At 45.5% G+C, this 26,524-nt stretch carries 24 protein-coding genes; 4 read left to right on the forward strand and 20 right to left on the reverse strand.

Translation table 11 applies throughout. From position 1 onward, the window contains the following. Positions 1–10: 10 nt before the first annotated feature. The 3 genes from ACXAC1_RS09420 to ACXAC1_RS09430 all read right to left on the reverse strand — a co-directional run bounded on the left by ACXAC1_RS09420 (position 11) and on the right by ACXAC1_RS09430 (position 4,783). Positions 11–2,113, reverse strand: a complete 2,103-nt coding sequence (locus ACXAC1_RS09420; protein WP_475061209.1) for a TonB-dependent receptor — start codon at positions 2,111–2,113, stop codon at positions 11–13. Between the two features lie 133 nt (positions 2,114–2,246). Next, on the reverse strand, positions 2,247–2,777 hold the full coding sequence (locus ACXAC1_RS09425; RefSeq protein ID WP_475061211.1) for a DUF3750 domain-containing protein: 531 nt from the start codon (positions 2,775–2,777) through the stop codon (positions 2,247–2,249). Positions 2,778–2,896: 119 nt separating this feature from the next. Next, positions 2,897–4,783 carry a putative bifunctional diguanylate cyclase/phosphodiesterase gene (locus tag ACXAC1_RS09430; protein WP_475061213.1) on the reverse strand — a complete coding sequence of 629 codons (1,887 nt, stop codon included), beginning with the start codon at positions 4,781–4,783 and terminating at the stop codon, positions 2,897–2,899. Between the two features lie 415 nt (positions 4,784–5,198). Between ACXAC1_RS09430 and ACXAC1_RS09435 the strand changes: the two genes are divergently transcribed. Both ACXAC1_RS09435 and ACXAC1_RS09440 read left to right on the forward strand, forming a co-directional pair. Then, complete coding sequence (locus ACXAC1_RS09435) at positions 5,199–5,702, forward strand: glycine cleavage system transcriptional repressor (protein ID WP_475061216.1); 504 nt, start codon at positions 5,199–5,201, stop codon at positions 5,700–5,702. Between the two features lie 138 nt (positions 5,703–5,840). Further along, positions 5,841–7,079 (forward strand): MFS transporter, encoded by a 1,239-nt coding sequence (locus ACXAC1_RS09440; protein WP_475061218.1) that lies wholly within the window; start codon positions 5,841–5,843, stop codon positions 7,077–7,079. A gap of 41 nt (positions 7,080–7,120) precedes the next feature. Here the strand turns inward: ACXAC1_RS09440 and ACXAC1_RS09445 are convergent, their stop codons facing one another. After that, entirely contained in the window at positions 7,121–7,621 is a 501-nt protein-coding gene (locus ACXAC1_RS09445; RefSeq protein WP_475061220.1) for a hypothetical protein, read from the reverse strand. Between the two features lie 2 nt (positions 7,622–7,623). Further along, positions 7,624–7,962 carry a DUF805 domain-containing protein gene (locus tag ACXAC1_RS09450; RefSeq protein ID WP_475061223.1) on the reverse strand — a complete coding sequence of 113 codons (339 nt, stop codon included), beginning with the start codon at positions 7,960–7,962 and terminating at the stop codon, positions 7,624–7,626. 140 nt (positions 7,963–8,102) lie between these two features. On the opposite strand from ACXAC1_RS09450, the gene ACXAC1_RS09455 reads away from it, so the two are divergent. Further along, positions 8,103–9,155, forward strand: coding sequence for a helix-turn-helix domain-containing protein (locus ACXAC1_RS09455; protein ID WP_475061225.1), 1,053 nt, complete (start codon positions 8,103–8,105; stop codon positions 9,153–9,155). Here the strand turns inward: ACXAC1_RS09455 and ACXAC1_RS09460 are convergent. Further along, positions 9,128–10,042, reverse strand: a complete 915-nt coding sequence (locus tag ACXAC1_RS09460; protein ID WP_475061227.1) for a DMT family transporter — start codon at positions 10,040–10,042, stop codon at positions 9,128–9,130. The genes ACXAC1_RS09455 and ACXAC1_RS09460 overlap by 28 nt on opposite strands. Before the next feature lie 136 nt (positions 10,043–10,178). On the opposite strand from ACXAC1_RS09460, the gene ACXAC1_RS09465 reads away from it, so the two are divergent. Then, a complete protein-coding gene (locus tag ACXAC1_RS09465; RefSeq protein WP_475061230.1) occupies positions 10,179–10,460 on the forward strand; it encodes a hypothetical protein in 282 nt (93 codons plus the stop codon). A 15-nt stretch (positions 10,461–10,475) separates the two neighbouring features. On the opposite strand, the gene ACXAC1_RS09470 is transcribed toward ACXAC1_RS09465, so the two are convergent. The 14 genes from ACXAC1_RS09470 to ACXAC1_RS09535 all read right to left on the reverse strand — a co-directional run bounded on the left by ACXAC1_RS09470 (position 10,476) and on the right by ACXAC1_RS09535 (position 26,376). Continuing rightward, positions 10,476–10,871, reverse strand: coding sequence for a DUF3465 domain-containing protein (locus ACXAC1_RS09470; RefSeq protein WP_475061232.1), 396 nt, complete (start codon positions 10,869–10,871; stop codon positions 10,476–10,478). Beyond that, complete coding sequence (locus tag ACXAC1_RS09475; protein ID WP_475061234.1) at positions 10,780–11,481, reverse strand: hypothetical protein; 702 nt, start codon at positions 11,479–11,481, stop codon at positions 10,780–10,782. The genes ACXAC1_RS09470 and ACXAC1_RS09475 overlap by 92 nt, the downstream gene beginning before the upstream one ends. Before the next feature lie 164 nt (positions 11,482–11,645). Continuing rightward, positions 11,646–13,193: an alkyl hydroperoxide reductase subunit F gene (gene ahpF / locus ACXAC1_RS09480; RefSeq protein ID WP_475061236.1), complete on the reverse strand. Its 1,548-nt coding sequence runs from the start codon at positions 13,191–13,193 to the stop codon at positions 11,646–11,648. Positions 13,194–13,392: 199 nt separating this feature from the next. Continuing rightward, positions 13,393–13,950 (reverse strand): alkyl hydroperoxide reductase subunit C, encoded by a 558-nt coding sequence (gene ahpC, locus ACXAC1_RS09485; protein WP_133564637.1) that lies wholly within the window; start codon positions 13,948–13,950, stop codon positions 13,393–13,395. A gap of 135 nt (positions 13,951–14,085) precedes the next feature. Continuing rightward, positions 14,086–15,144, reverse strand: coding sequence for a response regulator (locus tag ACXAC1_RS09490; RefSeq protein ID WP_475061238.1), 1,059 nt, complete (start codon positions 15,142–15,144; stop codon positions 14,086–14,088). 11 nt (positions 15,145–15,155) lie between these two features. Further along, the gene (locus ACXAC1_RS09495; RefSeq protein ID WP_475061240.1) at positions 15,156–19,004 is read right to left on the reverse strand and encodes a response regulator; all 3,849 of its coding nucleotides are present in this window, start codon (positions 19,002–19,004) and stop codon (positions 15,156–15,158) included. 220 nt (positions 19,005–19,224) lie between these two features. Beyond that, positions 19,225–20,148, reverse strand: coding sequence for a 5-oxoprolinase subunit C family protein (locus tag ACXAC1_RS09500; RefSeq protein ID WP_475061242.1), 924 nt, complete (start codon positions 20,146–20,148; stop codon positions 19,225–19,227). Continuing rightward, entirely contained in the window at positions 20,138–20,863 is a 726-nt protein-coding gene (gene pxpB / locus ACXAC1_RS09505; RefSeq protein ID WP_475061244.1) for a 5-oxoprolinase subunit PxpB, read from the reverse strand. The genes ACXAC1_RS09500 and pxpB overlap by 11 nt, the downstream gene beginning before the upstream one ends. Further along, positions 20,860–21,603 carry a 5-oxoprolinase subunit PxpA gene (locus ACXAC1_RS09510; protein WP_475061248.1) on the reverse strand — a complete coding sequence of 248 codons (744 nt, stop codon included), beginning with the start codon at positions 21,601–21,603 and terminating at the stop codon, positions 20,860–20,862. The genes pxpB and ACXAC1_RS09510 overlap by 4 nt, the downstream gene beginning before the upstream one ends. 11 nt (positions 21,604–21,614) lie before the next feature. Further along, positions 21,615–22,922, reverse strand: coding sequence for a TRAP transporter large permease (locus tag ACXAC1_RS09515; protein WP_475061250.1), 1,308 nt, complete (start codon positions 22,920–22,922; stop codon positions 21,615–21,617). Between the two features lie 2 nt (positions 22,923–22,924). Beyond that, positions 22,925–23,440, reverse strand: a complete 516-nt coding sequence (locus tag ACXAC1_RS09520) for a TRAP transporter small permease (protein ID WP_475061253.1) — start codon at positions 23,438–23,440, stop codon at positions 22,925–22,927. 70 nt (positions 23,441–23,510) lie between these two features. Continuing rightward, complete coding sequence (locus ACXAC1_RS09525; protein WP_417508007.1) at positions 23,511–24,473, reverse strand: TRAP transporter substrate-binding protein; 963 nt, start codon at positions 24,471–24,473, stop codon at positions 23,511–23,513. 93 nt (positions 24,474–24,566) lie between these two features. Next, positions 24,567–25,367 carry a putative hydro-lyase gene (locus ACXAC1_RS09530; protein ID WP_475061255.1) on the reverse strand — a complete coding sequence of 267 codons (801 nt, stop codon included), beginning with the start codon at positions 25,365–25,367 and terminating at the stop codon, positions 24,567–24,569. Positions 25,368–25,473: 106 nt separating this feature from the next. Further along, positions 25,474–26,376 (reverse strand): LysR family transcriptional regulator, encoded by a 903-nt coding sequence (locus ACXAC1_RS09535; protein WP_475061257.1) that lies wholly within the window; start codon positions 26,374–26,376, stop codon positions 25,474–25,476. Positions 26,377–26,524 lie beyond the last annotated feature (148 nt).

A 26,524-nucleotide genomic window follows, 5' to 3' on the forward strand; every position in this document is an offset into this window, starting at 1 on the left:
TGTCTTGGGGTTAAAAGTCTAAACCGTAAGCCAAGGTCAGCGTGCGGCCACGACCCTTAAAGTAGAAGTCATCATTTTTGTAGGCACTTTGTGAGTAGTAAGTGAAATAGTCTTCGTCCAACAAGTTAGCCACGGACACATTCAAGCGACCCACAGGCAATTGATATCCCATCGACGCATCCACCAGCGTGTAACCGTCAAACTCTAACTCCGCATCGTCGAAGCTACGATCAAAGGCATGGTTAGCTTGTAGCATGGTCGATAGCTTGCTGTTCCAGTTTGCTGTCCAAGCAACGCGTAGACGGTTGGGGGGGATTTCAGCGCCGGTAAGCTTGGTGTCCACTGAGCCATCGCCATCACGGTCTGATTTACCCTTGATGTACGAGTAACCCGCTTCAAGGCGGTGCTGGTCGGTTAGCACTAGGCCAAGTGTGGCTTCCGCACCTTGGATTTCTTTTTTCTCACGGCTCACGGTGTACAAACCACCAGTTTCAATAATGCGGCTACCTAGGTCTGAGTTACTCTCGTAGTAGCTGATTTCAAAATCGACGTTTTGTTTGTTTACACGCAGACCGGCTTCGTAGTTGTCGGTGACAATTGGAGATAGGTCGACCAGTGTATCCACATCTTGCCCTTCGACGCTGACACCACGTAACACACGGCCCACGTCCGGCATGCCAAAGCCTTGCGAATAGTTGGCGAAGAGACTGACAGAAGGCGTTAGTTTAAACACGGCACCAGCGTTGTAGACGGTTTCGTCAAATTCAGGTTGGCCACCATTCACAGTCACACCATTACGGGCGGCAACGGTTTGGAAGGTGTCCACATCCAGTTTGGCTTTTTCATAACGTGCGCCAGCTTGCAGAATCAAACGATTCGTGGCTTGAAGTTCAAGCTGGGCAAAGGGAGCGTAGTTTTGATAAGTGGTTTCGGGCACATAAGTACGATCGGTGAGGATTAATTTCTGGCTGGTAGTGTCTTGTAGCACGTCTACACCAGTGACAACTTTGAGACGGTCATTCAGCAAGCCATCTTTAGTGAGGCTGACTTTAGCGCCGACTTTCTCTGACTCGTTTTGCGATTGGTCGTAAATGGTTTCTTCTGTATTAGGATCTTGGAAACTGCCCGATGTGCTAGCACCGTAACGGCCTTTAAAATCTTGATGGAAAGCTTGGGCTTTTAGTTCCATGCCGGCCAAGTTGCTATCCGTATAAACCAAGCTAGTGGTTTTCACTTCATTGAAGGGCGCTTTGCCTTCTGGACGAGCTTTGATTGAACTGGTGGCAATGCCATTGTCCCGATCACCGCTAACGCCACGAAAGTTCATATTGCCTTCCAGCTCGTAGCGGTTGTGTTCAAATTCTAGGTTTTGATCATCGTTAAACCAGTAGCCAATTTTGCCGAAGGCGTCGTAGCTGTCAGAGTCTTGGATGTCACCGCGCACGGTAGCAGAACCGACGTAATCGCCATTGCCATCCACATACATGCCTTGTGTCTCACGCGTGAGACCGACGAGGTAATCCCAATTACCTTTTGCGCCTTGGGCTTGATAGCCCACTTTGTAGGACAGCGTATCGCTATCAACCGCATCGGTGGGAGTGGTTAGGGATATGTTGAGGTTTTGTATAAGACTGTCGGAACGGTTGGATTTGGTGATGAAGTTAATAATGCCCCCGGTGGCACCGAGACCATGTATAGCACTGGCGCCGTGAATCACTTCGATGCGTTCTACCATGGCAAGGTCAATGGTATGTGCGGAGCGACTGCCTTCGCGAATCGGGTTGGATTGCGGTACGCCATCGACCATGTACAGCACCGAACGACCTCGGAAAGTTTGACTACTATTGTTAAGCTTCTGTGTATTCGGTGAATAGGCAGGCAGTAAACTAGACAGGGCTTGTGAACTGTCGGTGCTAATGCTTAGTTGTTGTTCGATCTGTTCTCGGGTAATCACGGTCACGACTTGTGAGCTGTTGCCTTGCTCCGTATTGGTTCGGCTTGATTCAATGGTAATGGGAGTCAACGCAGCATTTTGAGATTCCGCCATGGCGGCAGTGGTAGCGGTCAACGCGAACGGCAGCGCAACGATTCCGAATGAGATTGAATAGCGCATGAAAAATTCCTCACCAGTGTCAGTTATTGTAGAATGTTGTTTATAATAATAACTGTTATCGTTTCTGTTTGTAAGGCGCAACAATTCGTTGCCTTTTTTGCACTACTTTTATTTATCAAAAAAGGTGGCGCTACTAATCTGCGTAGCCACTGCCGATGGCGCTAAATGGCATATCTAGGCCCAGTTCTGGGACTTGCTTACCAATCCACGCAGGGAAGGTGTTACTGTTTGGTCCAGGGAAGACGCTGTATTCGTTTTTCCAAGGATAGTTTTGCACGGCTTGATCTATTTTGGGGATCAGTTCGGCTGCTTTCTCGCCTTTAATTGATAAAATCTTTTCGGGCTTTGCGCCAAACCAATAACGATCAGGTGTCGCAGTGTTATAGCTGTACAGCGCAGGTTGGCCGCGTTCGACACGCCAACCCGTAACCTCGTGTACTTTATACTGTGATGCTCCCGCTTCTTTAGTGGCGATCCAAGTGTGAATGGCAAACCAGCCGCGCCAGCTAAACGCATCGGCACCGTAAAACTCAATAACGGCTTCTTGCTCTTGTTGCGGATCCGGTGCAATACCTGCAGGCTCTCGACTTGCTGTGCGCCAGTCGGAATTCGAGCAGGCGCTAACAAGCACGGCTAAGCTTGTTACAAATAACGTTTTCTTCATAGTCTTCTCCATGTCCTCTTTTCAGTCTGACAAAAAAAACGCGCAAGATGCGCGTTGTTCGAGAAGGTTCCAGATTTAATCCATAATGTCAGTGAATTTGAGAAAAAGCTTCATAGTTTTTATTTCAAATACGGGATTAGTTCTTCTTCAGTGGTCGGTGGTAGAAATAAGTAGCCTTGTAGGTAATCTACTTTTAAATTGGTTAATAAGCGGCGCTGTTCTTCTGTCTCAACCCCTTCAGCAACCACTTTATAATTAAATGCAGATGCGATTTGGGAAACAGCCTCTACTATTGCATGGCCTCCAGTATCCATTGACCAAATGAATGATCGGTCAATCTTGACATAATCAACATCAAATTCTTGCATAGCGGACAAGGAAGAGTAGCCAGTACCAAAATCATCAATGGAAACTTGAATGCCTGTTTTCTTCAGGCGGCGAATGTTCTCAATTAGACGGTGCTTATCATGAGCAAAAAGCGACTCGGTAATTTCAAGATCAAGGCAATGAGCAGGAAAGCCTGTACGTTCTAACGAGGCGGCTACTTCATCAGGAAACTCATCATCAAGCAGTTGCTGTATGGATACGTTGACGCTCACATTTAACCCGGGTTGGTGAGCATGAAGACGTTTACCCGCTAAGCATGCTTCATTTAAAACCCAGAGCCCAATTGCTCTAATGAAGCCGTATTGCTCAGCAATGGAAATAAACTCGTCAGGAGGAATTCTTTCGCCATCCAATTGCCATCTTAAAAGGGCTTCTATCGCCTCGATTTTACCTGTGCTGGCAGCAATAATAGGTTGGTATACTAAGTGTAGCTCATGCCGATGAATGGCGTTTTCAAGATGATCGCGCAAACGCAGTTCACGTAGTAATTGCTCGCGTAATGACTCATCAAAAATGCCCACTCGACCTTTCTCAGCGCGTTTTTGATTGTACATAGCCATATCGGCACGTTGAATAAGGCGTTCGTGCTGGCTGCCATGCTGGGGATAGTAAGCGATGCCGATGGTGGCACCTAGGTTCAATTTTGATCCATCGATTATATAAGGGAATGAGATAGTATCGATAAGGTCTTGGGCATCTTCAAGCAGGTTGTCATGTTGCTCGATCGCTAAAAGAAATTCATCTCCACCCCACCTGCATAACAGATCTGATAGCTCGATATTACGCTGAATACGCTGACTTGCTTCACGAATCACCTTGTCGCCCGTTTCATGTCCTAAAGAATCGTTTATCTTTTTGAAGCCATCTAAGTCGATAAATAAAATTGCCAACCGTGTATTAGGCTGAGTCTGGAGTCGATAGTTGAGTTTCTCTGAAAATGCCTTTCGGTTAAAAAGACCTGTTAGAGGGTCGATGTTGGACAGTGAGTAAATTTCTTGTGTGCGTTTCGCCACCTCTTGCTCCATATGGGCAAGTAAGTGCTCATTCTCGTGCTTCAAGTGAATCGAACGTGAAGTAAATAAGGCGGCTTTCTGGGCGCTAGCGAGCAAAATAGTGAAAAAAGCTAAGATCAAATAGCCTAGCGTAGCGAAGTATTCTCCGTCTCTCATTATAAGCGATATACTCAGTGGCAGAGTGACTAAAGCACTATAAATACCTGATAGGTAACGCGAGGCAGACAAAAAGCTGACTGATCCGCCAGAAAAGGCAGAAACAATGATGCATGTAATGGCGATTTCAGCCCAATTGCTGGAGCTGATGATTAAAGCGCAGTAGCTTCCCCATAAGCCCCCTGTCGCAATAACACCTATTGCAAAACGTGGATAAGATCGAGCTACATGAGTGTGGTGTTGATACCGAACACGAGCAAAAAAGTATATTAGATCCAGCAGTCTCGCTAAGATTACAAGGTTAAGAATTGCCCACCAAGTAAGTTGTAATATTCTATCTGATGAGTCCTGTGGAAAGGTCAAGATCAAAACTAATGACGAGATGAATGAAGTGAAGAGTCCTATTCCACTATTTGAATAGAGTTGAATTAGAGCATCCTTTTGTTCCATCTTTGACAATCCTATTGGCTGCATAGTGGTGCTTGTTCTCTGTTTAAGCGATTGTCCAGTACATTCTCTGATGGACTTGCTGATGTATTATTGAAATCTTAGAGCTAAATTTTGATCAAAATCATTTTATTAATTAATTATAACCAATTTATCGGATGAGAAATTCGATTCTTGAAGTTTGTTTACACAATGTAATGCCTCGTCTTCATGCTTAAGCTAGCAGGCCTTTATCAAAGGCTCGGCAAGGTTTTCCCAGCACACTAGCAATACGAATGTATCAATATCCTAGAATGGCTTTAAACTTCTTATAACGTATCTTATTCGAAACAGAGGTGGACATTGTATGCTGACGAATTTGAACTTTGGGGGGTATACTGAAAGTATTATCACAGTAAGGAATTAAGGAAGTTTTATCATGCAACATTTAGTATTAACTGTAATTGGAGATGATCGCCCAGGATTAGTAGAGGCCTTATCTCATGTGGTCGCTGAGCACCATGGCAACTGGAGTGAAAGTCGCATGGCGCATTTGGCTGATAAGTTCGCCGGAATCGTCACAGTGACCGTACCTAAAGCAAACGAGTTAGCCCTTGTCGGCGCTTTAAAAGCTCTCTCTGAAATAGGCTTGAATGTATCAATTGAAACCGCCAATCAGGGCGTGGCAAAACAGGATGTCGTCGTGTTATCAATAATGGGTAATGATCGAACTGGAATTATTCGTGAGGTGTCTAAAACCCTCAGTAGTTTAGGTGCCAATGTAATTGATTTGAATAGCTACTGTGAGCCGGCCCCAATGAGCTCAGAAATGCTTTTCAAGGCGGAATTGGAAATCGCTTTACCAAGCAACTGTTCGGTCCAAGCGTTAGAAAAAGCTATCGAAGAGATCAGCAGTGACTTGGTGGTTGAACTGGTGGAATAACCCGTTTAGCTAGTCACTGGAACTAATCTGGTGTAGCAAATAAGTCTTTTATATGAGCTTCTGGGAAATATTGTGTTTCCAGTTGCAGCCCAGTTTGAACCTGTTTCAATAGAGATATTTAAGCGAAACAGGTTCTCTATGTCACTTCCTGCCACATTTCGTGCGCTCAGCAACCCACATTACCGTTTATGGGTGAGTGCAGCTTTTATCTCCAATATTGGTACTTGGCTACAGCGTACTGCTCAAGATTGGCTGGTTATTTCAGACTTAACGTCACAAAACGCTGCAGCAGTGGGCGTGGTGGTGTTCCTACAATTTATTCCTCAGATATTACTGTTGCCTGTGACTGGCTGGGCGGCAGATCGGATTGACCGACGTAAATTGCTTTTATTAACTCAGCTCGTCATGGCTGGATTAGCATTTCTTCTTGGTTCTATCGTATTGCTTGACGTTGTTCAGCTTTGGCATGTTTATGCCTGTGCACTTGGTTTAGGTATTGTCTCTGCATTTGACGCCCCTGCACGCCATGCGTTTGTTTCTGATGTGGTGGCGGAGAAAGATGTTCCGAATGCCGTGTCCCTTAATTCCATGTCATTCCATTCCGCTCGATTGATTGGTCCTGCTATTGCGGGCGTTTTAATTGCGGTATGGGGGACCGGATGGGTGTTTATGCTGAATGTCATTACTTTCGCTCCATTGCTGTTTGCGCTATTTTGGCTAGGCAAGCAGACCTTGTTGGGGCTTAATGAGTCTCGAACTAATAGTGACAAAGCTGGCTTTTTGGCTGGCTTTCGATATATCAATCAGCGACGTGAAATCATTGTTTTGCTATGCACGGTGGCGTTAATTACCTCTGTAGTGATGAATTTTCCGGTGTATTTGTCAGCTATGACGGTACAAGTTTTTCAGGGGCATGCTGGCCAGTACGGTATGCTGATTTCCATGATGGCTATTGGTTCAATTCTTGGCGCGCTGGTGACGGCTAGCCGAGCGCAGCCTACTTTCGGTTTTCTTGTTTGTGTACCTTTTGCTGTGGCGCTGAGTGCATTGTTATTGGCTTTGGCACCAAGCTTTACGTGGTTCGCTGTCTGTATGACGCTGCTTGGATTAAGTACTCAGTTACTCACGATCTCAACATTCACTTTCATTCAACTGTCTACGACCAAAGCATTTCGTGGTCGCGTGATGGCGATTGCGCTAGCTACCATGATGGGCAGTACTGCGCTGGGGGCTCCGTTAGTTGGTTGGGTGGCAGATGAGTTCGGTGCTCGTTGGTCAATAGGGCTTGGTTGTGTGTCTGCAGTATTCGCACTTTTGATCGGAGCCTTGTATTGGCGCGTCGTATACCAGTCAAAAATAGTGTCACAAGGTGAGTAAGCTAGAAGGGGCCATGTTTCAAAGCCCCTTCAAACAGTATGTTAAATAGTCTCGCATTTCAAGGTGTTAGAGTGAACACCAAACCAACTAGACCAGGCTTTATGAGGGTGGAGGATGAAACCTTCCTCTTTGAGTAAGCCTTGCGTGATTTGGATATCCGTACGTGGATTATGCATTTGATAGTCAATGTTGAAATCGATGCTCACGGTTTTTTGCCCTGCCAGCAGGCGCTTAGAAATTGTGTCATTGTAAACCACAAGTTCAATGTCATCCCTGACGCCAAATCCAATACTGTCACCCGTTCTTGCTCCTGCGATGAACTTAATTGGTGCTGCTCTGCATAGCTCTCCTTGAGCGTTATAAGTGAGATAGCTTCCTTCCCCTTTCAGTCCGTGCAAAAAGGGCAAGCTGCCAACCTTTACTGAGGTGATGGTGAGTACCCCATGAGCGCCTGAAGGGATGGTAAGCAAGGCGCTTGCAGGGGCGCTCATAGCAAATAAAGACAGAACAAACCCCCAAAGTATCGCGATCAGAGTGTGCATGTTTAGACTCCTTTTGGTTGATGAGTGATGTAGGTTTGGCTGGGCAAACTTAATAAAATAAGCATGACAAGCAAACCAAACCCTGGAATCAGCAAGACGAGAAACCACCAAAGTGATAAGCCCGTATCACGTAACCGTCTTACGGTAATGGCCAACGTTGGAACCAGCGCGATCACTGAGTAAATCAGGTCAAGCCATCCGGGATTATTAGTCAGTATTTCGATCGTGGCGATAAACACACTGATCAAGACACTGATTAACGCAAACATCCAGAACGCTCGGCGTTGGGTTAGACTGGTAAAATCAGCGTAGTGTCGAAAAGCATCTAGATACCAATACATGGGAGTTCTCCTGTGTTAAAAAGTATATTCATAATCGTGCAAAGCCTTTAAATTCGCGTCCTAGATCAGGATTTAGGACGTCTTGCTTTACGACTTAGGACACACTGGATGTTCTAAGGTAGCTGTCAAAGGAGCGAAATATGGTGGCCATTCCTCTGCCGTTTGTAGTGTCGTTATTGTTGTGTCTATTGGCTGGTAGTTTGTGGATGCAGCGTCGCCATGCGTCATGGTTGGCCTGTGCATTCTTATTAATGTGTGCGTTCACTACCTTTATTGTGGGTTTGCGCTGGACCTTTGATGTGGCGCTGCTACGCACACTACAGCCCATCTGTGCCAGTTTGATTCCTGTTTTAGCGTGGTGGGTATTCGCCAAGGCGAGAAGCCAGAAACGCCTGCCATGGTGGCATGGCTTATTGCCTGTATCGGTCTGCGTATGTGCGGTGACTTATCCATGGTGGCAACCTCCAGTCGATATACTAATTACTGCTGAGTACATCGTTTATGGTGTAGCCTTATGGCGTTCCGCGAAGCATAGCCACACACTAGAAAATGTTAGGCTAACGGACTTGAACTGGGCGATTCAGTCTGAGCGAGTTGCGGGCACCATGTTGCTATTCTCGGCCTTGATTGATGGCGCGATGACGTTGGATTTTATGCTTTTTCAAGGTCTGCATGCCGTGTGGATTCTGTCCATTGGTCACGCATTGCTATTACCGACGCTGGCGTTATCCGTTGTTTGCTTGAGTGTGACGACGACCGAAGACACAGAGAATCCTGCTGAGGTCGATGGATTTATAAAAGTAAAGGAGACTTCGGCTCAAACAGATGGGGAGGCAAGTCTTGATGAAGTAGCTGACGCATTGCGAATCTCCCAGCAAGCCAACCAAGTGTTGCAAGAACAATCTTTGTTCCTAGATCCTGATCTAACGCTGGCGAAAATTGCGCGCAAAGTTGGGATTCCAGCACGGCAGATTTCCGCAGCGATTAACCAGACCGCCTCGCAAAATGTTTCACAATGGGTCAACCAATATCGTATTGAACATGCGAAAAAGTTACTGACGACAACCAGTGCACCGATTACACAAATCTACTTAGACTCAGGGTTTCATACGAAGTCCAATTTTCATAGAGAGTTTTCGCGCTTAACAAAGCAAACCCCCAGTGCTTATCGAGAAGCTAGCCGTTTATCTTGAGAGTGTTTCTGTGCTTTAGGCCGCGTCAATGGCCAGGTTAAGCGACTTAACAGTACGCCACTGAGCGTGACAATGATGCCAGCAATTTGAAGAGGACTGAGTAATTCGTTGAACAAGAGATAACCCTCAATCGCGGCAAGAGGTGGTACGAGCAGCATTAAGGTCGACACCCTTGCCGCGGGGATTTTACGAAGTAGCCATATCAATAAAAACACACCGCCGCAGGACAACACTAAGACGCCCCAAGCGACTAAGGCAAATGACTGCCAGCCCAATACAAAGAGGTGTTCGCCCAGCGCTAAGGCAAATGCACCAGAGACGACTGCTGCAGCGAAATTCTGCACAGCCATCGCACTGACAATGTCTGAATCGGCAATCGACATTTTTTGATAGACAGACCCCAGCGCTAAACTTAATACCCCAGCGCCGCCTAACAAAGCCAGCCATGGGGAGAACGAGGCGGAGTTGTCAGATGTTAAAGAAGGACTAATGACTAGCAGTAGGCCTGAGATGGCGATCAGCATACCGATCATGCCAAGGATGGAGGTACGCTCTTTAATAAGAACGAGCGCTAAACAGGTGACCAGCAGTGGTTGTAATGCGCCAATCAATGCCATGATTCCAGCGGGTAAGCCTTGTGCCAAAGCAATGTAGGCCAAAGACAAATAGAATGCATTCAGAAGAGTGCCAGCCAAGATATGTTTAGGAAGGTCTTTTCGCAGAGGAAAAGGTCGCTTTAATGCTTTTGCTAGCACGAAAAATAGCAGGGCGACCGCAGTAAAGCGTATGGTTAGGTACACATTGGGATCAATAAGCCCCACGATGAACTTGCCGACGATAAAACCAGTAGACCAAATCAGTATCAATAACACATAAAAAAATAGCATGAGTCACATCCAAGCTTGTGTGTTTCATTTTCAACCAAATCAGGCTAGAGAAGTCGAGCAACACTCTCCCTATAACAGTTGAGAAATGTTATTATTTAGTACGATACTACAGCACTTTATTCTAAGAGATACTGACATGCCAACTTTTACCGTATTACAACGTGGTGACCTTATTCGTGCAGAGTACGATGACAGTGACATAGATAACTTTACTGTGTGTGGTTATACAGCACGTGGCCAGGTTGAAGCAGAGACACCAGAGCAAGCAGTATCCGAGTATATAGCGCAGCATGGCATGGGCGAGAAACCGAAAAAACCGCTTGGATTGCGCTGGATTATGGGGGTTGCTGGCGTATTTGCTATCGTTTGGTTTGTCTTTGTGATCTTCTTTTTATTGCCAACAGCCTTCGAAGGATAATCCTGATTTAGACTCTTATTGATAAAATTGACCATTATGCTTTAACCATCCGTGAGCATGATGGTTCTTCGGGTCGTGATGTGTCCAATGAATCACGCCGCCTTTGTTGTTCCATTCATACTCTCCGTAAAACTCAACCATATCACCCACTTGTAAACGTGGAATACGTGGTGCGAGATCGATATTATGAGCGATGAGCAACGTCTGACCATTGTTCAATTTTAGAATGAATCGTTGGTGTTGCGAGCCTTTGGTATCATCTCTTAGTAATTGAACCACTTTTCCCCTTCCTTGGATTTGCAGGTCGCTTTGCTGGGTTTTATAGGCTTTCGCAAGGCGAACGTCGTTCGCGAAAGTAAGAATAGGAAATACTAAAAGGATAGAAAAAAATAGAGCTAGGATAGTTTTCATAGTGACTAATCTGTATTGAATTAAGCAACCCATTTCTTCTAGCATTTTTATCACGCTGAATCTTATTTTTACGAATCAATGATTGAAATGCTTTATTAAAGGTTTGGCTTGTAAGCTTTAAAGACGTTCTCGCTGATTCTGCAGTTTTTGGACTACTAAGGGTTTTAAGTATCTTTTTTTCCAGCTGTTCCAGCTCGAGAGCAGGTATTTGAGAAGAGCTTTCTTTTTTTGGGGAGAGTGTACATGACTTCTTCTCTAATTCTTTGGCTTTAGAAAATGGTGCAATGTTGTGAGGGGCTTTATGAAGCTTGCATTGGAAGGTAAAGGCTGTTTTTAATGCATTATCTTCAGTAAAGAGTGTAAATCGACAGACTTTTCTCTGCTCTTCTGTGAGTGACATTATGATGCCAACGAGGTCTCCAATAATATAAAAATCTGCTTGATTAGAGCCTTGTGGGTAGCTTGAATTAAAAATGAAAAGTTTGCGTTCACAAATGGTTTTTACATTTTCGCTCTTAGAGTACACCAATACTTTATCTGAAATACTTGCTTGAATAGCTTCAAGCAAAGCAGGACCAGTATTCTCAGCATCTACAAAAATGAATTTCACAGGACTCTCCTAGTCTAATTTCTTATCCTTGTTGACCAGCTAAATTACCATTAAAGTCAAAAGAGGTGAAGGTGAGGCGGCTATGGTCGCCATAAATACTTGAATAAAAAAACCGCCTACGGTTTCCCGAAGGCGGTTTGATGTTTAGCTGTTTTAACTAAGGTTTAGTTACGAATCAAGTAGTCAAATGCGCCCAGTGCTGCCGTAGCGCCTGCACCCATTGAGATGATGATTTGCTTGAACGGAACATTAGTTACGTCACCCGCTGCAAAGACACCATCCATTGAAGTGCGGCCATGGGTATCGATCACGATTTCACCACGATCAGTCAGTTCCAAAGTATCTTTTAGGAATTCACTGTTAGGTACCAAACCGATCTGCACGAAAATACCAGCTAGATCCAGTTTGTGTGATTCACCTGTCTTACGGTCGGTGTATTGAAGCCCCGTAACATGTTCACCGTTGCCTAATACTTCAGTCGTCATGGCTTCTTTGATGATGGTTACGTTAGGCAAGGACTCGGCTTTCTTAACCAAAACATCATCGGCACGTAGCTTGTCACCGAATTCCAGAACGGTAACGTGTTCGACAATACCTGCAAGGTCAATCGCTGCTTCAATGCCGGAGTTACCACCACCGATTACGGCTGTTTTCTTGCCTTTGAATAGTGGGCCATCACAGTGTGGGCAGTAAGCAACGCCTTTTGTTTTGTACTCTTGCTCTCCAGGTACATTCATTTCTCTCCAGCGAGCACCGGTTGCAAGTACGACAGATTTACTTTTCAGTACGGCACCGTTTTCAAGCTCGACTTCGATCAGATCTTTTTTCTCTACACGCACGGCTTTTTGCGTTTTCATCAAATCAACATCGTAGTCTAGTACGTGCTGTTCTAGACCTGCGACAAGCTTAGGACCGTCAGTGGCTTTAACAGAAATAAAGTTTTCGATTGCCATCGTATCTGCCACTTGGCCACCGAAGCGCTCCGCTACCACGCCAGTACGGATGCCTTTACGTGCCGCGTAAATCGCTGCCGCTGAACCTGCTGGACCACCACCTACAACTAACATGTCGTATGGCGCTTTTTCTGCTAAAGCAGCGGCTTGTTTGGCTTCTGCACCGGTATCGACCTTGTTTAAAATCTCGTCCAGAGTCATTCGGCCTTGTCCAAAGTGCTCACCGTTTAGGAAAACGGCTGGTACACCCATGATCTTACGGTCTTCGATTTCTTGTGGGAACAAGCCACCATCGATCATTGTCGCGGTCACTTTAGGGTTCAATACAGCCATTAGGTTAACGGCTTGAACCACATCAGGACAGTTGTGACATGACAATGAAATGTATACTTCAAAGTTCAGCTCAGTGTCTAAACCTTTGATTTGCTCAAGTGTTTCTTGAGCCGCTTTCGATGGGTGACCACCCGCTTGTAATAGTGCCAATACAAGAGAGGTGAACTCGTGACCCATTGGAATACCTGCGAAGTGAACACGTGCTTCGCCGCCTTGTGGTCCCACGGTCATTTGTGGTGCGCGGCCCGCTGAGTTTTCATTCACAGACATGGAAATTTTTGCTGAACTTAGCTCGGTGATTTCACGTGCTAATTCTAGTAGTTCTTCAGATTTTGCATTGCCATTTGAGGACACAGTAATCTCAATCGGATTAACGATGTTTTGAAGGTATGTGCCCAACTGTTGTTTCATGTTTGCGTCTAACATATTGATTAACCCGTTGTATTAGTTGAGTTTTACTAAAATGATTACAGTGCCAATAAATTTCGGGCGAGAGAGGTCAGCACCTGCTCTTTGAGGTGTGAGGTTCCTTAGCTCGAAAAATAAGTTTTGGGCTTTATCTGCCTTGCACTGGAAGGCTAAGCCCGATGTTGGGCGCTAAGCGCCCAACAAAGGAAGAGGCGTCTTAGATTTTGCCTACTAGGTCTAGAGATGGAGCAAGAGTCGCTTCACCTTCTTTCCATTTAGCTGGGCAAACTTCACCTGGGTGTGCAGCTACGTATTGAGCAGCTTTCACTTTACGCATTAGGTCTTCAGCGTCACGGCCGATACCTTCTGCAGTGATTTCCATTGCTTGGATAGTACCTTCTGGATCGATCAAGAAAGTAGCACGGTCAGCAAGGCCTTGACCTTCACGTAGAACACCGAAGTTGTTAGTGATCGTTGCCGTTTGGTCACCTACCATGTAGTAGTTGATTTTGCCGATTGCTTCAGAAGTGTCGTGCCAAGCTTTGTGACAGAAGTGAGTGTCTGTAGATACAGAGAATACTTCTACGCCCATGCCTTTAAGTTCTTCGTATTTGTTTGCAAGATCTTCAAGCTCTGTAGGACATACGAAAGTGAAGTCAGCTGGGTAGAAGAAGAACACGGCCCATTTGCCTAGAACGTCCTTTTCAGAAATCTCTACGAATTCGCCTTCTTTAAATGCAGTCGCGTTGAATGGTTTGATTTGAGTGTTAATCATGTTCATCTCCTAAGTAAGTGTATTTCGCTGTTTGCGTTACCAACGAGATACATATTAGAAGATAGCTGTAAATTAGTAAAATTGTTATTATCTAGTCTGTTGATTTAAAAAAGCTATCGGTATTGAGATCGCCTTCTAATCAGGGTGTAAGTCTCTAATTTCAATAATCTGTGGCATCAAATTAATCGCTAGATCCGCTAAGGTGGGATCAAAATGCTTCCCTTTCTGCTCATCTAAATATTCGATAGTTTGTTCGACAGTCCAAGGTTCCTTGTAAGGTCTTTTTGACATTAATGCATCTATCACATCGGAAATCGCAACAATACGCCCTTCTAATGGGATTTCATCTCCCGCTAACTTGTTTGGATAACCACTGCCGTCCCATTTTTCATGATGGGTTAAAGAAATAGTGCTGGCCATGCGCAGCAAGGGATCTTCTTTAGAGTCAAGGATTTGTGCACCTATTAGGGGGTGCTTTCTCATCTCGTGCCACTCTTCAGGAGTGAGTTTACCTGCCTTACAAAGTATATTATCTGGTATCCCAATTTTACCCAAATCATGCATTGGGGCTGCTTGGAATATGCGCTCTATCCATGCCTGGTCGCTTACAGTGCGTTCAGCTAATAAACGTGAAATTAGGCTCACCCTTATGACATGAGCACCTGTTTCATTATCTTTATATTCGACAGCTCTACCAAGATGTCGAATGATACGTAGCTTGCTATCTTGTAACTCTTTGGTTCGCTCTTTTATTAGGTTGAATAATTGGCGATTTTGATCGAATAGCGCCAAATGAGTCCGTACACGGGCGCGAACCAACGCAGGCGTAAAAGGCTTAGTAATATAGTCTACGGCGCCTATATTAAAACCATATTCTTCATCTTCGACTTCGTGTTTAGCTGTCACGAAAATGATAGGAATATGGGCGGTTGTTGGGTCAGCTTTTAAGCGTTTACATACTTCATAACCATCCATATCAGGCATCATGACATCGAGTAAAATAAGATCTGGTTTTGGTTGCTGATTGTTCTGTGCGATGGTCAGCGCTCGTTTGCCGTTGAGAGCAACTTTTAAGCGATAACTATCACGAAGGGCGGCCGCTAATAGATCTATATTTTCTGGGGCGTCATCGACAAGTAAGATAGTCGCTTGTGTTGTTGTATCGATTGAGGGAAGCTTGCTGAAATCGGTCATGATTGCACTCGCTAAGGTTGAATCGTTCTATCTAAACTGTCGATATGAGCTAAGGCTTTATCAAAGTCATAAAAGTTTATGGCATCGTAAATCAGTTTGAATATGGCTTTTTCATCTTCTTGGGTGAAATGAGGTGCAAGTTGTTTTGCAAGGTCTTGCGCATCAATCGAGTTTTGTTCTAGTTGATGGCGTAATTCTCTCAATTTTTCGAGTTTTTCTTCATCGCTTAATGACTCTTCAGTGTCTTGATCGCAGTTCTTCTTAGGTAATTTTGATTGCCATAGCATTAAGCCACTGAGAATGCTTTCTAGCTCGAAAGCCAGTTCAGATTTGACTTCTTGTTGTAAACAATTGGTCTCTAACTTTGCTGCTATCTCACTCAGGTGCGTCATTCCAAGTGTGGCGGCAATCGATTTCAGGCTATGATTTATACGTTTGGCGTCATCCCACTCTTGCTGAGATAAGTGTTCTTCAAGCTCAGTCATAAAGTTTTGGTATTTTTCAATAAAGCGAGTCAGCATTTTACAGTAGAGATTTTCACTCTGAGTATGTGCAAGGCCATGTTGAATATTGAGGTTAGGTAAGTGAGGCAACCTTGTATTAGCCTGTCCTTTAGACCCACGCGCTGTAGAAGAATTCTGCTGGCTCTGATTCGTCGAGGGCAATGTCTGCTTAGGTAGCCATTTAGATATAGTAGAAAACATCTTTTGGATGTTTATAGGTTTGGCTATATGGTCATTCATTCCTGCCTCCATAGCCCTTTCAATATCCTGAGTGAGTGCATTGGCGGTCAGGGCTATGATAGGTAAATCAGCAAATTGCGTCTGTTGGCGAATGGCGCGGGTGGCTTCATAGCCATCCATAACAGGCATCTGACAGTCCATTAAGATGAGATCAAAGGAATTCTTTTCAATCTGTTTGAGTGCTTCTTGACCATTTGGGGCAACGCTGAGTTCAACATGTTGCTGAAGGAGTAGTTCTTCTGCTAATTCTCGGTTAATCTCATTGTCTTCTACTAGAAGAATGCGTGCACCATGTAAATTTGAATAGTGTGTTTGTGTTTCGCTACTCTCCACTTGCTCAGCGATGATGTCTTTATCTAAACGATGTGATGACATGATGGCATCAAATAGGCTGGATAAAGTGACAGGCTTAGTCAAGTAGCCAGCAATGTCTACATCAATAGCCGCTTGTTTGACCGTTGCTAAGCTGTGTGCGGTGACCATAATCATGGTAGGAAGTGTTTTCTTTGACTGATTCATAATGTGACGGCAGGTCTCGATGCCATCCATTTTAGGCATTTGCCAGTCGACCAAAATAAGCTGATATTCATCGCCTTCAAACTGAGCTCGTTGGACTCGCTCAATAGCTTGGTAACCATCTTTAGCAGAATCACAGCATAACCCTAAAGCTTTGACATTTGAGCTGAGTATTTCTCTTGCAGCATCATTGTCGTCAACTACCAAAACACGCTGAATACCGTGCTCGTGTGTGACCCTTTCCTGTTTATCAAGCTCATCAGATATACCCAACTGAATGGTAAAGTGAAACGTGCTACCTTGGTTCTCTTTACTTTCGAGCCATATATCACCGCCCATTAGCTCAGTCAGCTGTTTTGAAATAGCCAGGCCTAGACCAGTACCACCAAAGCGTCGTGTGGTGGATGAATCAGCCTGTGAGAAAGAGCGGAACAGGTGTTTCTGGTGCTCCTCACTAATACCGATGCCAGTGTCTTGGATTGAAAAGTGCAATTCAATGTTCTGATCATTAAGAGTGCGATATAGACCTACGTGAATAATCACCTCACCGGTGCTGGTGAATTTAACCGCATTATTGCCAAGATTGAGTAAGACCTGTTTCAGGCGTAAAGCATCTCCGATAAATCGGTTTGGCAACCCGGGTGAGACATTAAAGATAAGTTCAAGGCCTTTGTCCTCGACTTTTAGAGATAAAATATTCGCTACATCCGAGAGAACATCTTGTAATAGAAAAGGGTGCCTTTCAATTTCCACTTTCCCTGCTTCTATTTTCGAGAAATCGAGAATGTCATTAATAATGCCGAGAAGGGATTCCGCAGAACCGAGCACTTTTTGAATGTAATTTCTTGGCTTATCCTCGAGGCCTGTTTGTAAAGCTAGATGGGACATACCAATAATGGAATTCATCGGGGTGCGTATTTCATGGCTCATATTAGCCAGAAAGTCACTTTTCGCTTGGTTGGCTTTCTCTGCACTTTCTTTTGCTTGTTTTAGCTCAAAAGTTTGCGCTTCAATCTCTTGTTCTAGTTGCGCTTTGTAGGACTCCAGAGATAGTTGATTTTGTTGGCGTTTGGTGATGTCTCGCCAAGTACAAATAATGGCATTTTGATCCTGATAAGTGACCGATAATAGGGTCATGTCAGCGTATATCTGCTGCCTATCTTTACCTTTGAAAAGCCAATCTGTCTGGGCTTGTCCCGTTGAATTGACTTTATTAATCAGTTCTTCCATTTCTTTTGTCGAATACTGGCCGTTCGCTTGGAGAGGTGGTGACAACTCAATAAATGAGCATCTATCAATGTTTCCCATTAGATGATGCAATTTGCGTTTGGCTGCCTCATTCGTTTCCATAATCTTCTCATTGATCATGATCCATGCTGGATCTGGAGAAGAATCGAACATAGAACGGAAGCGGTCTTCACTTTCAACGACGTGTTTTAAGTGGGAGGAGAGCTTACGCGTGATTGCCCAAGCTAGAAAAAGAGTGATTAAAATAGTAATGGTGCTGATGATGCCTGATTGAAAATTGACTGCTCGAAGAGCATCACCAATGCGCTTTTCAAATGAATGGGACGCTTTTTGCACCAGAGCGTTGACTTGAGTTAGATAAGATTCGATCGGCAAAAATGTATTCGTTAGGGTTGTCTTTAGTGCATTAGCTTCATTTTCAAGCGCAATTTTGGTTTTTAGGTTGTTCAATAGTGCAGCAGAATAAGAAGAGTCGGTAGTCATATCTAGCTGCAACGCTTTATTGCTGTATAGAATGCCGATGAGTTCATTCATTTGGCGATCTATACTGGATGCGTAAGCTGGGTAAACTGGCCGAATAATGTTTAACGCTTCCCTTAAAAGAGTTATTGAAGGGGTTAAGTTACTGTCAATAACATCATGTAATTCATCATTGTTTTTGATATATAAAAGCGAGAATAAAGCTGTTTCGATAGCAACCACATCTTCAATTATTGTCGTTAAAGCTGTGTCAAGTTTGGAGTTTCTTAAGTTGATATAGTATTCGAGAATATTCTCTTGAGTCTCTTTTTGCTGACGACTGTATTCATAAAGGGTGCGATTTTCTTGTTGGCGATAGCGACTGTTTAAGGCATTAGCCAAGCTGCGCAGCGCTTCAACTTTTCGTTGAGCTTTCAAAGTCAGTTGCTCAAGGTCTACCTGGTTTGCGAATCTGGCCTTACGGTCATGCCAATCACTAATATCATGAAAAACCTGCTTTATGGCGATACCCTGTTGTATTAACAGGTTTGTTAAAGCTAATAGCTCCTCTTCTTGAACAGAGGTTTTTTGTAAATCGGTTACTGCTGTCTGATATTGCTTAATCCAACTAGCGTAATTCACTGTGTGATTATGATCATCCTCTATTAAGTGCTGGAGAATGGTGTTGAATTGAGCTGGAACAATTTCACGCAGGTGAGAGGTGGAGCGCAGCATAATGTTTTGCTGCTCCAGCAGTTCTTGCTGTTGAATACGCAAATTGTTGATTGTGCTAATCAGCATTCCAGCACCAACCAACGTTGCCAACAGAATAATGCCAGCCATCGTCCAAACTAACAATGAAGTGGTATCGTTTAGCCGTTTATCTTTTCGCATACTTACAACCTGATTGAGAGTCGCAATTTAACCAGTAAGGAAGAAATAAACGTACCTAACAGATTATTTGGGTAAGACGTTCCTTGCGACATGATGCTTAAACACTATTATAAAAGTGAGTAAATCACAAAAGGAGATATGTAATGATAGATGTCGAAAAGTTGCGCTCCTTTACTCGTTGGATATTAAGTGTAAAAGAGCGCTTTTAAGTTGAATTTGGTTAACGCCATTGATGCAAACGAGCCATTTGTAGGTGTCGCTCGCGTTCTGCTTGGTCAATCGTCATAAAGCGGAAGCCGATTTTATCCCCAGGTTTTTTCTGTGCCAGCAAGCCGCCAGAAATATTCGTGACACAGCCAATTTTGGGGTAACCGCCAATGGTCTGACGGTCTCTGAGTAAAACGATGGGATTGCCATCGCTGGGGATCTGAATCGCACCATAGGCGATGCCTTCAGAAATGATGCCCGGCTGATCTTGGCCAACGGCTTGCCCTTCCAACCGATAACCCATGCGATCACAGTTTTGGCTAAGTGTGTAGTCGCTGTTAAAGAAGCGGGCGCGATCTAGACCAGAAAAACGGGCGTACTGATACCCTGTGACAACATCGATCTCGGCTTGCTCATAGTTTGGAATGGCCAATCTAGGCAAGTGTCTTGGCGTATGGTGTGAGGTTGCGTGAAAGGGCAGTAAGTCGCCTTTTTGAACCTTGCTTCCCCTGCCATCAAAGCCTCCCAAGGATTCACGCATGACGGTAGCGACACTGCCAAGCACTGGTGTAGCCAGGAAGCCGCCCTTGACCGCCAGATAGGCCCTCAAGCCGAATTTAGGTTGTTGGAAGTTAAGCACATCTCCTGTTTTGATCTCATAGGTTTGCCACGGCATAACTGCTTCACCGTTGATCGTTGCCCCTAAGTCAGCCCCTGCAATCGCAATGCTAGTTGGCTGTGTTGCTTCTAATGAGAGCATACCAAACGTAATTTCTAGTTGTGGTGCATTATCTGGGTTATCCAGCAGAGCATTGCCCCATCGAAAAGCAACTTCATCCATGGGGCCGCCCGAGGTAACCCCTAAATGCTGGTAGCCATGTCGCCCGAGATCTTGCAGCAATGTCAGCATGCCGGGCTTTAATACCTTAAAAGCCATCTAGATTCCCCCCTTGTGCTAAAAACTCTTCTTTAGTCATAGGCTCAAAGCGAACGCTGTCTCCTGCATTGATCAGCGCTAAGCTATCACTTGCCCAGTCCACCAAGGCAATAGGAGTGCGTCCGAGGATTTGCCACCCTCCAGGGGTTACGCTTGGATAAACCGCTGTTTGACGCTCGGCGATGGCCACACTTCCAATTGGTACTTTTAAACGAGGTGTTGTTTTACGTGGCACGTGCAAGGCTTCTGGCGTATTACCAAGAAAGGCAAAGCCGGGAGTGAAGCCAATAGCGTAAGCTCGATACGTCGTAGTGCTATGGAGGCGAATCACTTCATCTGTGTCTAGCTGACAATGCTTTGCGACATCTTCCAAGTCTGGTCCGACCTCTGGGCCGAAGTACACAGGAATGACGACTTCCTGGCTGACACGATTCCCTGCACTGGACCAATCAATAGAGGCTAAAACTTTCTGAAGGGCTTTCTGAATGGCAAAACGGTCAAAGCAGCTGGTATCAAATACCACCAATAAAGTGGTGTATGACGGGATCAGGTCAATAATCCCCCCAAGCTCGCGAAGCGCAGTGGTCACGAGACTGATCTGATCTGCCACTGCATCACTGATGACGTTTGAAAACTGTAGTAAGCACGCTTGATCGCTCACTAGGCTGATTTCAATAGGAGTGGCTGTGGAAGCAGATGCTTGGTTATCCTTCATAAGGCACTGGCACCATCAACCACTTGGCGGATACGCTGGACGGCTTCCACGGCATGAGCGCCATCACCATGGACACAAATGGTGTCGGCCTGAATCGCTAATAACTGACCGGATTCAGTGGTTAACGCGCCTTGCTCGCTAAGCTGCAGCACTTGTTGCTCAATCAAGTCAAAGGTCTGATGTACTGCACCGCTTTGTTTACGTGGCGTGAGGCGTCCTTCATCTGTATACAGGCGATCGGAGAATGCTTCGAACCAAAGTGTTAACTGGTATTTTTCCGCTAAGGCTCTCACTTGATCGGATTCTGGAATGGCCATCACCATCAGAACCAGTGTTTGATCCAATTCGCTGACCGCCTGCATCACGGTTTCCAGTACCGAGAAATCCGCCATCATCGTATTGTAAAGTGCGCCATGTGGCTTTACGTAGGTGACCTGAGTCCCGTGAACTTTACAAATACCTTGTAGTGCGCCCACTTGATACTGAATAAGGGCTTTTAACTCTGTTGGCGCAATGTCCATGTTACGGCGACCAAACCCCACCAAATCAGGATACGCTGGGTGCGCGCCAATGGTGACATTATGTTGTTTCGCAAGCGCGACGGTTTTGCTCATGGTCAGTGGATCTGAAGCATGGAAGCCGCAGGCAATGTTCGCTTGATCAACGTATGGCATGATTTGTTCATCCATGCCCATTTTCCATGTACCAAAGGCTTCGCCCATATCACAGTTTAATTTCATAATAGCCTCCGTTAGCGTTGCGACATTGTGGTGGGTAAGTAAGTGACGATTTCAGGGAACAGCGTCACTAAGACGATAGCGGCACCGATCAATAAGAAGAACGGCAGTGCCGCACGTGCGACGTATAAAATATCGCGCCCGGTAAGGGATTGGATCACGAATAAGTTGAAGCCTACTGGTGGTGTAATCTGCGACATTTCCACAACCAGCACGATGAAAATACCGAACCAAAGAAGATCAATACCCGCGGCATCCACCATTGGAAGAACCACTGCAACCGTCAGTACCACGACAGAAATTCCATCAAGGAAACAGCCCAAAATCACAAACAGCACGGTTAGATACAGAATCAATTCCATAGGTGACAGGTTCATGCTGCCAATCCAAACCGCTAATTCTTTCGGGATGCCTAAGAACCCCATCGCAAGGGTTAGGAAGTGAGCACCAATTAAAATAAAGGTGATCATACAAGAGCTTTTTACCGCGCCCATTAGGCTTTCCATAAAGCTACTGACGTTAAGAGAACCAGTCACCGCGGCGATGATCAATGCGCCAGTTACGCCAATGGCAGCAGCTTCTGTCGGCGTGGTAATGCCACCATAGATCGAACCTAGGACAAAGCCAATCAGACCCACAACAGGTAGCAACTGCTTCAACGCTTTAAATTTGACGCTCCAACTGACTTGTGCACGCGTTTGTTGCGGTAATTCGTCTTTGTGCATCAGCCCCCAAATCATGGTGTAACCCATAAAGAGTGCGACCAACAGTAACCCCGGAAGCGCCCCCGCAATGAATAGGCGTGCAATAGATACTTCCGCCGCGACGCCGTAAACGATCAAGATAATAGACGGTGGAATCAAGAGACCTAACGTACCAGAGCCAGCCAATGTGCCGATCGCCATACGCTCGCTGTAACCTTGCTTTTTAAGCTCTGGCAAGGTCATACGACCAATGGTCGCCGCGGTGGCTGCAGAAGAGCCAGATACGGCGGCAAAGATGCCACAGCTTAAAATGTTGACGTGGAACAGCTTGCCTGGAACGCCTCCCAGCCAAGGAGATAATCCTTTGAATAAGTCTTCGGACAAACGAGTACGGAATAGCACCTCACCCATCCAGATAAACAGCGGCAATGCTGTCAGGGACCAAGCGGTGCTGGCACCCCATGAAGACGTCGAGAATAACAACCCGATTTGATAGTTCTCGGACAGAATCAGTCCCAAACCACCGATAAAAATTAGGGTAAAAGAGACCCAAACCCCTAGCGCCAGCATAGCAAGCATAGCGACCGCGAGAATAATTGAAATAAGTGTTAAATCCATGGTTAGTCCTCCAGAGACAGTTCGTCTTCATGACGAATATAGTGTGGGGATTGACCACGAATCGCACTGAGCCAAGCGTCCAGCACAGTAAGTGCTAAGGCAATGGAGCCTAGGGCGACACTCAGTTGAGGAATCCATAAGGGAACAGGGATGTAGCCGTATGACACCTCTTCATAAATGTAAGATTCATACACCATGTAGCAGCAAGCGTAGGCGACAAAGACGCTTAGGATCAGACCTAACGTCAGTACGAAGGCTTCTTGTACTTTACGCGGGCCTTGGTTGAGGCGTTGAATCAACAATGTAACTCGAATGTGCCCGCCTTCGTGAAAGGTGTACGCCAAGCCGAAAAAAGTCGCTGCGGCTAAGGCAAAGCCCGCAAAATCTTCCGCAGAGGGAACGATAAAGCCGAACAGTCGCCCAACAATTTGAGCAAGCAGTAGCAATGTAATGGCGACGATGCATAGGCCAGAAAGCCATCCTGACATACGATAGCAGGTATCTTTGAAATGTTTCATGGTGCTCTCTTCTTGAACAGTGTCTCCCTCTGATACAGAAAGAGGGAGACTCAGGTTGCGCGAGAAACGCTTATGGCTGGTAACGATCTAGGATAGCGCCCACTTCTTGTGGATCTTCGGCTTTCCACTCGGACACCATGGTATTACCAATTGCTTGAAGCTCTTTGATTAGCGCATCGGATGGATCGGATACATTCATGCCGTTGTCGATTAGCTTCTGCTTGTCGCTCGCAGCGCGTTCAGCAACTTTTTCCCAACCCAAAGCTTCAGCATGTTTTGCCGCGTCTAGGATGGCGGTTTGAGTGTCTTTATCTAAACGGCGGAATGCACGTTTGTTAACCACGATAATGTTCTTTGGAATCCACGCTTTGACATCGGTGTAGTAGTTAACATAGTCCCATGCTTGGCTGTCGACACCTGTTGAAGGAGAGGTGATCATGGCTTGGATGATCCCCGTGCTGAATGCTTGTGGGATATCCGGTACTTGGATGGTCGTCGGTGTAGTGCCCATTAGATCAGCAAGACGGGAGGTCGATGGGCTGTAAGCACGCATTTTAGAGCCTTCAAGATCGCTTAGTTGTGACACTGGCATCTTGGTGTAAAGGCTTTGTGCTGGCCATGCCACCGCGTACAGTAGCTTCATACCGCTTTTATCCAGTTGTTTTTCAACGGCTGGTTTGGCGGCTTCCCACAGTGACTTCGCGTCTTCGAAAGATGTCGCTAGGAAAGGGATATTGTCATGTTTAAAGACAGGGTGCTCGTTACCTAAAATACCTAGGAATACTTCACCAATTTGTACTTGGCCCGTTTTCACTGCTCGTGGGATCTCTGTGTGTTTAACCAAAGAACCCGCTGAGTGAACGGTAATGTCCAGCTCTCCACCGGTTTTCTCTTTGATTTCTTCAGCAAAACCGTAAGCAATTTGAGTTGGCAAGTTGCCGTCACCATAAGGTGTTGGCATGTGCCATTTATCTGCCATTGCAGAGGTAGAGAGCAAACTGCCGAACACTAACGCTGTTGTGATTTTTTTCATTGTTCCTTGTCCTTTCAAAGTGAAGGGTTAGATTTATTTTTGATTATAAAAATCGCCATGCAGAGTTAGGGCATCTGCACGGTAAAGCAGACACTAAAAGACCGCTAAGTCAGTATCGAGAATATCAGTGACCAGCATCTTACCTGGTGCGTGGGTGATACAGATCGGAGGTTTTGCATTGCGAATCGCCAATTGTGGTGTCACGCCACAGGCCCAAAAAACCGGCACTTCACCTTCACGAATACTGACTGCATCACCGAATTCTGGTTGGGCTAGATCATTGATACCGATGGCTTCTGGGTTGCCAAAATGTAGTGGTGCACCGTGGGCTTTGGGAAAGCGTGTTGTAATTTGAATCGCTCGGATGGCGTCTTTTGGTACGTAGGGACGCATGGTTACTACGGTATTACCATGGAAGCGTCCAGCAGGCGTCGTCGCAATATTGGTTTCAAACATGGAAACATTAACGCCTTCCTCAATGTTACGAGGTGTTAAGCCAGCTTGGGATAAAGCATGCTCAAAGGAAAACGAGCAACCTAAGACAAACGCAACCATATCGTCTTGCCAAAGTGCTTCAATGTCCGCACGGCTTTCTACTTTTTCACCGTTGCGATAGACATAGTACTCAGGAATATCGTGACGCATATCGATGTCTTCGCCCAACATAGGCATGCGGTAATCGCCAACTTCTGAAACACCGATCAAAGGGCAAGAGACAGGGTTGTTCTGACAGAACAGTAAAAACTCGTTTGCGTACTCAGCTGGTAGAATCACGACGTTACCTTGCATTGCTCCCGTTGCTAGGCCACTAGTCGGGCCAGTGTGCTCTTTACGACGTATCGCTTGGCGGAGTTCTGAGGTCTGTTGCAACAAGGTTAACGATGACTGAGGCATGACTGTTTTCCTAATTTTTATCACAGTTGGGTTAAATCAAGAGTAGAAGTACACCCTATAAAAAGTCTAATCGTGTTTTTTTGGTATTTTTGATCAATTTTTTTTATCAAGTGTTCATTTGGGCGTATTCATTAGCGGTTTTAACGGCGATTTTCGCGGCGACTTCTGCGATGGGATTAAATGGCTCGTCCGAATAGGATGCGGTGAATTTTAGCTCTGATGGCGTCCAAATGGCGCGAATACGTTTGAGTGTCCCTGCCTGCAGAGCGTCTTCAATCATGACATCTGGCATGGTAGCAACGCCTACCGCATCCAGCGCTAAACTGCGACAGGCAGCGAGCGAGGTGGACGCAAAAAAGTGCGCTGGTGGCCCTTCTAACTCTCTGAATTTCTGAGAGATTTCAGCGTAAGGTTTGCTGTTTCGGGCATAGGAGATGATTGGCCAAGGAGCCAGTTCTTCGAGATACAGCAAACGGTCAGGTAAGTTAAGCATTGGGCTGGCTACCCAAGAAAGTGAGAAGGTGCATAAGTCTAAATTGACAATACTTGGGTCATTAATAGGCCCCATTAAAAGCCCTAAATCAATAGAGCGGTCTTTGATCCCTGCCGAGAGCACGGTGGTGACTTCGACAGTGAGTTCCACATCCAGTTTGGGCATTTCATTGTGCAAACGAGACAAAAACGTCGATAGCCAGGTGTGGGCAATGGTTTCCGAAACGCCAATACGAATTACGCCCGAGTAAGCGGTTGTACTTTCTGCTCGTTTACGTAGCTGTTCCGATTGGTACAAAATCTTCTCAACGTAAGGCAGTAAGTCTTTGCCTTTAGCGGTTAGGGCGATGGGGGCTGAGCCAACTTCCCGTTCAAAGAGTTTCACCCCCAGTTCGGATTCCAAGGCTGAGATGCGTGCAGAAATCGCGGGTTGCGTGGTGTGCATGCGTTCTGCTGCCTTACGAAAACTGCCAAGTGAGGCGACCCAAACAAAAGTCTCTAAGCGTTTGTAATTCAATGAACTTCTCCCTTTTACCTGACACAGCAGAATAACGGGCTTTAAACCTCTAAGCCAGACAAGTGTGACGCTCTTTCCTATGTTATTGCCGAATCATTGCGTCCAACTCTCTATCTATGCTGGTACGGGTTTTGTATGCTCTGTTACT

It is taken from the genome of Marinomonas sp. AWM4_232, assembly GCF_056158325.1.

Bases quoted from the DNA above. Each gene is read 5' to 3' on its own strand.
- ACXAC1_RS09490 (WP_475061238.1), bottom strand. From the start codon at position 15,144: ATGACCGATTTCAGCAAGCTTCCCTCAATCGATACAACAACACAAGCG.
- ahpC (WP_133564637.1), bottom strand. From the start codon at position 13,950: ATGATTAACACTCAAATCAAACCATTCAACGCGACTGCATTTAAAGAA.
- ACXAC1_RS09450 (WP_475061223.1), bottom strand. From the start codon at position 7,962: ATGTATTGGTATCTAGATGCTTTTCGACACTACGCTGATTTTACCAGT.
- pxpB (WP_475061244.1), bottom strand. From the start codon at position 20,863: ATGAAGGATAACCAAGCATCTGCTTCCACAGCCACTCCTATTGAAATC.
- ACXAC1_RS09470 (WP_475061232.1), bottom strand. From the start codon at position 10,871: ATGAAAACTATCCTAGCTCTATTTTTTTCTATCCTTTTAGTATTTCCT.
- ahpF (WP_475061236.1), bottom strand. From the start codon at position 13,193: ATGTTAGACGCAAACATGAAACAACAGTTGGGCACATACCTTCAAAAC.
- ACXAC1_RS09445 (WP_475061220.1), bottom strand. From the start codon at position 7,621: ATGCACACTCTGATCGCGATACTTTGGGGGTTTGTTCTGTCTTTATTT.
- ACXAC1_RS09460 (WP_475061227.1), bottom strand. From the start codon at position 10,042: ATGCTATTTTTTTATGTGTTATTGATACTGATTTGGTCTACTGGTTTT.
- ACXAC1_RS09435 (WP_475061216.1), top strand. From the start codon at position 5,199: ATGCAACATTTAGTATTAACTGTAATTGGAGATGATCGCCCAGGATTA.
- ACXAC1_RS09520 (WP_475061253.1), bottom strand. From the start codon at position 23,440: ATGAAACATTTCAAAGATACCTGCTATCGTATGTCAGGATGGCTTTCT.
- ACXAC1_RS09495 (WP_475061240.1), bottom strand. From the start codon at position 19,004: ATGCGAAAAGATAAACGGCTAAACGATACCACTTCATTGTTAGTTTGG.
- ACXAC1_RS09525 (WP_417508007.1), bottom strand. From the start codon at position 24,473: ATGAAAAAAATCACAACAGCGTTAGTGTTCGGCAGTTTGCTCTCTACC.
- ACXAC1_RS09455 (WP_475061225.1), top strand. From the start codon at position 8,103: ATGGTGGCCATTCCTCTGCCGTTTGTAGTGTCGTTATTGTTGTGTCTA.
- ACXAC1_RS09500 (WP_475061242.1), bottom strand. From the start codon at position 20,148: ATGGCTTTTAAGGTATTAAAGCCCGGCATGCTGACATTGCTGCAAGAT.
- ACXAC1_RS09420 (WP_475061209.1), bottom strand. From the start codon at position 2,113: ATGCGCTATTCAATCTCATTCGGAATCGTTGCGCTGCCGTTCGCGTTG.
- ACXAC1_RS09425 (WP_475061211.1), bottom strand. From the start codon at position 2,777: ATGAAGAAAACGTTATTTGTAACAAGCTTAGCCGTGCTTGTTAGCGCC.
- ACXAC1_RS09530 (WP_475061255.1), bottom strand. From the start codon at position 25,367: ATGCCTCAGTCATCGTTAACCTTGTTGCAACAGACCTCAGAACTCCGC.
- ACXAC1_RS09440 (WP_475061218.1), top strand. From the start codon at position 5,841: ATGTCACTTCCTGCCACATTTCGTGCGCTCAGCAACCCACATTACCGT.
- ACXAC1_RS09510 (WP_475061248.1), bottom strand. From the start codon at position 21,603: ATGAAATTAAACTGTGATATGGGCGAAGCCTTTGGTACATGGAAAATG.
- ACXAC1_RS09430 (WP_475061213.1), bottom strand. From the start codon at position 4,783: ATGGAACAAAAGGATGCTCTAATTCAACTCTATTCAAATAGTGGAATA.
- ACXAC1_RS09465 (WP_475061230.1), top strand. From the start codon at position 10,179: ATGCCAACTTTTACCGTATTACAACGTGGTGACCTTATTCGTGCAGAG.
- ACXAC1_RS09515 (WP_475061250.1), bottom strand. From the start codon at position 22,922: ATGGATTTAACACTTATTTCAATTATTCTCGCGGTCGCTATGCTTGCT.